Genomic DNA, 5,885 nt, shown 5'->3' with positions numbered 1-5,885 from the left:
CTTGCACACGCGGCCAGTCCGGCCGCCGAGTACAGCCCCTGGTTGTCCTCGGTGACGGTCCAGCCCGGACCGTTGTCGATGCGTCCGGGGGTGTACGGCCCGACCTGCCCTCGCCCGTCCGCGCGGCCGTGGACGCCGTACGCCGGGACCTGGCCCGTACGCCGTTCCGCGCACCGGAGGCCGGCCGGCTCGACGAACTCGGCCTCACCCGCAGGACCCTGGCCGCGGCCGTGGCGGCCGGCGCCCTGCTGCGCATCGCCGACGGCATTGTGCTGCTGCCCGGAGCGGACGCCGAGGCCGCCGCGGTCCTGCGCGCCCTGCCGCAGCCGTTCACGCTCAGCGAGGCCCGGCGCGCGCTGGACACCACCCGCCGGGTGGCCGTACCGCTGCTGGAGTTCCTGGACGCCCAGGGCCACACGGAACGCGTCGACGACCAGCGCCGGCGCTGCCGGCCCGAGCCGGGGAGCGGAGGCGGACGGGAATCGAACCCGCCTGCCCGAGATCCTCGGGCACCTCGGTTTTGAAGACCGGGAGGGCCACCAGGCACCCACACGCCTCCACCGCTCGTCAGGCTAGTGCCCCGGGAGACCGCAATGACACCGACCCGCCAAGCGACCGTCCGCCTCACACAGTTCGCCCACGGCGGCGGCTGCGCCTGCAAGATCCCGCCCGGTGAGCTGGAGGAGGTCGTCAGCGGGCTGACCGCCCCGCGGCTCGCCGGGGGAGACACCCCGCTGCTGGTCGGCCTCGCCACCGGGGACGACGCGGCCGTCGTCGCCCTGCCCGGGCAGCCGGGCACGGCCGTGGTGTGCACCGCCGACTTCTTCACCCCGGTCGTGGACGACCCCTACGACTGGGGACGCATCGCCGCCGCCAACGCCCTGTCCGACGTGTACGCGATGGGCGGCCGGCCGCTGCTCGCCGTCAACCTCCTGGCCTGGCCGCGCGACCGGCTCCCCTTCGAGCTGGCCCGCGAGGTGCTGCGCGGCGGCCTCGACATCGCCACGGAGGCCGGCTGCCACGTCGGCGGCGGTCACAGCGTGGACGACCCGGAACCGAAGTACGGCATGGCCGTCACCGGAGTCGCCGATCCGGCACGGCTGCTGCGCAACGACACCGGCCGGCCCGGGCTGCCCCTGTCGCTGACCAAACCGCTCGGGCTCGGCGTGCTGAACAACCGTCACAAGGCGACCGGAGAACGGTTCGAGCAGGCCGTCGCCACGATGACCGCACTCAACCGGGACGCCTCCCAGGCCGCGCTGGCCGCGGGCGCCACCTGCGCCACCGACGTCACGGGGTTCGGCTTCCTCGGCCATCTGCACAAGCTGGCGAAGGCGTCCGGGGTGACCGCCGTGATCGACACCGCCGCCGTCCCCTACCTGGACGGCTCCCGGGAGGCCGTCCGGGACGGCTTCGTCAGCGGCGGCACCCGGCGCAATCTGGAGTGGGTCGCGCCGCACACCGACTTCGGCGCCACGGACGCCGACACACGGCTGCTGCTGGCCGACGCGCAGACCTCCGGTGGCCTGCTCGTCGCCGGTGAGGTGCCCGGGGCGCCGGTCGTGGGGGAGCTGGTCCCACGCGGCGCCCACTCCGTCGTCCTCGCATAGGAAGACCCCGGGGCCCCTGTCAGGGGACCCCGGGGTCCTGCCGTCGGGAACCTCAGGGTTCCGTGCCGGTGTGCTCGTCGATGCCCGCCCGCGCCCGGTAGGCGCGCACCAGCTCCACGGACGCGGGGCCCCGCGGCCTGCGGCCCGGACGGATGTCCACCGCGAACGCCTTCGCCTCCTGGATGTGCGTGTTCGGGTCCAGGGACAGATGCAGCAGTTCGTTGGCCGCGTCACCCGTGCTGTAGCCGTTGGGGCCCCAGTGGTACGGCAGCCCCACCTGGTGCAGCCGGCGCCCCTGCACGGTCAGCGGCGCCATCCGGTCGGTCACCAGCACCCGCGCCTCGATCACGCCGCGCGCGCTGACGATCGTCGCCCAGCCGGTGTGCGCGAGGCCCCGCTCGGCCGCCAGCTCCGGAGAGACCTCGCAGAAGAACTCCGGCTGCAGCTCCGCCAGATACGGCTGCCAGCGCGACATGCCGCCCGCCGTGTGGTGCTCGGTGAGCCGGTAGGTGGTGGCCACGTACGGGTACACCTGCGAGCCGGGCTCGTCACCGCTCGGCTGGTAGCGGTTGTCGGGGCCCGAGGCCATCACCTGCCGTACCGGGTTGCGCTGCTGCTCGTACAGCAGGTTCGGGAACGGCGAGTCCTGCGGCTCGTAGTGCACCGGCAGGGGCCCGTCGGTGATCCCGGACGGCACGTACAGCCAGGCCTTGCCGTCGGCCTGCATGATGAACGGGTCCCTGCCGGACAGCGCCTCGGGACCGGTCGCGTCCTCGGGCGGTTCGCTGTCGGGCGACTTGTCCTTCTTGAAGTCGGGGACGTCGTGCCCGGACCACTCGCCCTTGTCCGGGTCCCACCACACCAGGGCCTTCCGCTCGCTCCACGGCCTGCCCTCGGGGTCGGCGGAGGCCCGGTTGTACAGGATCCGGCGGTTGGCGGGCCAGGCCCACGCCCACTCGGCCGCCACCCAGTCCTGCTCCTGGCCGGGCTTGCGGCGCGCGGCCTGGTTGACCCCGTCCGCGTAGACCCCGCAGTAGATCCAGCAGCCGCAGACCGTCGAGCCGTCGGGCTTCAGCTGCTCGTAGGAGGACAGCGGGTCGCCGTTGGCGTCATGGCCGTTGATCTCGGCGAGCACCGCCTCCGCGTCCGGCTCGACGAGCCGGCCCTTCGTCGGGTAGTCCCAGGCGAGATCCAGCAGCGGCCGGTCCATCTCGTCGGTGGACCCGGCGAGCTTCTCCCGGATGAGCCGGCCCAGGTGGAACGCGAACCACAGGTCGCTGCGCGTCTCGCCGGGCGGCTCCACCGCCTGGTGGTGCCACTGCAGCAACCGCTGGGTGTTGGTGAAGCTGCCGTCCTTCTCGGTGTGCGCGGCGGCCGGCATGAAGAACACCTCGGTGCCGATGTCCTCCGTGCGCAGCTCGCCGGTCTCGATCTCCGGGCCGTCCTTCCACCAGGTCGCCGACTCGATCAGCGAGAAGTCGCGCACCACCAGCCAGTCCAGGTTCGCCATCCCGAGCCGCATCAGCTTGGAGTTGGCGTTGCCCACCGCCGGGTTCTCGCCCACCAGGAAGTAGCCCTTGCAGACGCCCTCCAGCTGGGCCATCGTCGTCTCGTACGCCGAGTGGGAGCCGGTCAGCCGCGGCAGGTAGTCGAAGCAGTAGTCGTTCTCCTCGGTCGCCGCGTCACCCCAGTACGCCTTGAGCAGGCTCACCAGGTACGAGCGCATGTTGCCCCAGTAGCCCTTGTGGGCCGCCTCGGCCTCCACGAAGGCGTCCAGGTCCTCGTTCTTGTGGGCGTGCGGCATCGGGATGTAGCCCGGCAGCAGGTTGAACAGGGTCGGGATGTCCGTCGAGCCCTGGATGGACGCGTGCCCGCGCAGCGCGAGGATGCCGCCGCCCGGCCGCCCGATGTTGCCGAGCAGGGTCTGCAGCACGGCCGCCGCGCGGATGTACTGCACACCGACCGTGTGCTGCGTCCAGCCGACCGCGTAGGCGAACGCCGTCGTCCGGTCGCGGCCCGAGTTCTCCGTGAGCAGTTCGCACACCTGACGGAACAGGTGCTGCGGCACCCCGCAGATCTCCTCGACCATCTCCGGCGTGTAGCGGGCGTAGTGCCGCTTGAGCACCTGGAAGACACAGCGCGGGTGGGTCAGCGTCTCGTCCCGCCCCGGCTCGCCCTCGCCGATCACCGCGCCGCCCGCGCCGTGCGCCTCGCCGCGCGCCGCCTCGGTCACCGAACTGCCGCCGCCGGTGCGCTTGTCGTACTCCTCGTCACGCTGGCCGGAGGCCGCCTGCATCTCGGTGCCCTCGTACTGCCAGCTGGTGTTGTCGTACGAGCGGGTGTCGGTGTCGAGGCCGGAGAAGACGCCGGCCAGGTCCTCGGGGCCCTGGAAGTCCTCGCGCACGATCACCGGCGCGTTGCTGTACGCCACGATGTAGTCGCGGAAGTACTTCTCGTGCTCCAGGACGTAGTTGATGATCCCGCCGAGGAACGCGATGTCCGAGCCCGCGCGCAGCGGCACGTGCACGTCGGCGAGCGCGCTGGTGCGGGTGAACCGCGGGTCGACGTGGATCAGTTTCGCGCCCCGCGCCTTGGCCTCCATCACCCACTGGAACCCGACCGGATGGCATTCGGCCATGTTCGAGCCCTCGATGAGGATGCAGTCCGCGTTCTGCAGGTCCTGCTGGAAGGTGGTCGCGCCGCCGCGTCCGAACGAGGTTCCCAGACTGGGAACGGTGGAGGAGTGTCAAACACGCGCCTGGTTCTCGATCTGGATCGCTCCCAGCGCGGTGAAGAGCTTCTTGATCAGGTAGTTCTCTTCGTTGTCCAGCGTGGCGCCGCCGAGGCTCGCGATGCCCATCGTGCGCCGGGTGCGGGTCCCGTCGACCTCCCACTCCCAGCCCTCCCGGCGTGCCGAGATCACCCGGTCGGCGATCATGTCCATCGCGGTGTCGAGATCCAGCCGCTCCCACTCGGTGCCGTGCGGGCGCCGGTAGAGGACCTGGTGCTCGCGGGCGTCACCGGTGGTCAGCTGCAGGCTCGCCGAGCCCTTGGGACACAGCCGGCCGCGGGAGATGGGGGAGTCCGGGTCACCTTCGATCTGGGTGACCTTCCCGTCCTGCACGTACACGTTCTGGCCGCAGCCCACCGCGCAGTACGGGCAGACGGACTTCACCACCCGGTCGGCCGTGGCCACCCGGGGCTTCAGCCGCGCGCTGCGCCCGCTCTTGGCGGCCGCCCCGCGGCCCAGCGGGTCCGTGCCCGTGAGCTGCCGGTAGACCGGCCAGGAGTCGATCCAGGTGCGTACGCCCACAGCCACTCCTCCCGCTCGTGTCCCGATTGTCCCGCAGCCTCACGGCCACGGCATCTTCCGCTGTGCTGGGCCGCGGAGTACCCCGGCCGACGGCGGCCAAACGGCGGCGGCAGGTGTGAGGCGGGCGCTCCGGGGGGACTCCGCCGCTGCGGCGGTCACCTGGTCCCGGGTGAGCCGGGAGGAACGGAAGGCGCGGGGCCCTGCCCTGCGCCGCGTACGGAGGTGATCCCCTTGCCCGCTGAACTCCGCCCTCGCGTCCTGGTGTTCGACGTGAACGAGACCCTGACCGACCTCGGCCCGCTCGCCGCCCGCTTTCAGCACGTGGGGCTGCCCGGCCGGCTCCTCGCGGTCTGGTTCGCCGGGGTGCTGCGGGACGGAGTGGCCCTGACCCTGGCCGGGGGCCACGCCCCCTTCGCCGCCGTCGCCAGGGACGGACTGCGGACGCTGGCGGCCGGCGGGGAGGGCGTCCCCGACCCGGAGGAGGTCGCGGACCACGTCCTGGCCGGTCTGCCCGAGCTGCCCCCGCACCCGGACGTGCCGGACGGCGTACGGGCTCTGCGAACGGCGGGGTACCGCCTGGTGACCCTGACCAACGGCTCCGCAGGCACCACACGCGCGGTGCTCGACCGCGCCGGACTCACCGACTGCTTCGAGACCAACCTGGACGTGGAGACCCCCGGCCGCTGGAAGCCCGCGCGGGAGGCCTACGCCCACGCCCTGGACGCCATGGCCGTGCCGGCCCACGAGGCGATGCTGGTCTCCGTGCACCCCTGGGACATCGACGGCGCGGCGCGGGCGGGCCTGGCCACCGCCTGGCTGCGGCGCACGGCACACCCCTACCCGTCGACCGCCCGCCCCGCCTCCACTTCTCCCGGGGCCTGATCTCCGGCCACTTCGCCCGTGACCGGCGGCTGGCCGCGAACGACTTCCGCGCCCACTCGCCCCGCTTCCAGGGCGAGAAC

The 5,885-nt window shown here is 72.7% G+C and carries 3 protein-coding genes, 1 tRNA gene and 2 pseudogenes; 3 read left to right on the top strand and 3 right to left on the bottom strand.

What is annotated here, in order from left to right; genetic code table 11:
* Window positions 1-80, bottom strand: a pseudogene (locus ACWEN3_RS39245) (spermidine synthase); the annotation flags it as partial.
* Window positions 81-128: 48 nt separating this feature from the next.
* On the opposite strand from ACWEN3_RS39245, the pseudogene ACWEN3_RS39240 reads away from it, so the two are divergent.
* A pseudogene (locus ACWEN3_RS39240) lies at window positions 129-431 on the top strand (SelB domain-containing protein); the annotation flags it as partial.
* 35 nt (window positions 432-466) lie between these two features.
* On the opposite strand, the gene ACWEN3_RS39235 reads toward ACWEN3_RS39240, so the two are convergent.
* A tRNA-Sec gene (locus ACWEN3_RS39235) sits at window positions 467-559 on the bottom strand.
* Window positions 560-593: 34 nt separating this feature from the next.
* Between ACWEN3_RS39235 and selD the strand changes: the two genes are divergently transcribed.
* The gene (selD, locus tag ACWEN3_RS39230) at window positions 594-1,610 is read left to right on the top strand and encodes a selenide, water dikinase SelD (protein ID WP_452981358.1); all 1,017 of its coding nucleotides are present in this window, start codon (window positions 594-596) and stop codon (window positions 1,608-1,610) included.
* Window positions 1,611-1,662: 52 nt separating this feature from the next.
* On the opposite strand, the gene fdh is transcribed toward selD, so the two are convergent.
* A complete protein-coding gene (fdh, locus tag ACWEN3_RS39225) occupies window positions 1,663-4,923 on the bottom strand; it encodes a formate dehydrogenase (protein ID WP_452981355.1) in 3,261 nt (1,086 codons plus the stop codon).
* Window positions 4,924-5,154: 231 nt separating this feature from the next.
* Here fdh and ACWEN3_RS39220 point away from each other — a divergent pair, with 231 nt between their 5' ends.
* Window positions 5,155-5,805 carry a haloacid dehalogenase type II gene (locus ACWEN3_RS39220; RefSeq protein WP_452981352.1) on the top strand — a complete coding sequence of 217 codons (651 nt, stop codon included), beginning with the start codon at window positions 5,155-5,157 and terminating at the stop codon, window positions 5,803-5,805.
* Window positions 5,806-5,885: the final 80 nt, after the last annotated feature.

The sequence above is a fragment of the Streptomyces sp. NPDC004561 genome (assembly GCF_053602155.1).
The sequence above is the reverse complement of the archived record's forward strand: the minus strand, read 5'-3'. Positions and strand labels throughout refer to the sequence as shown.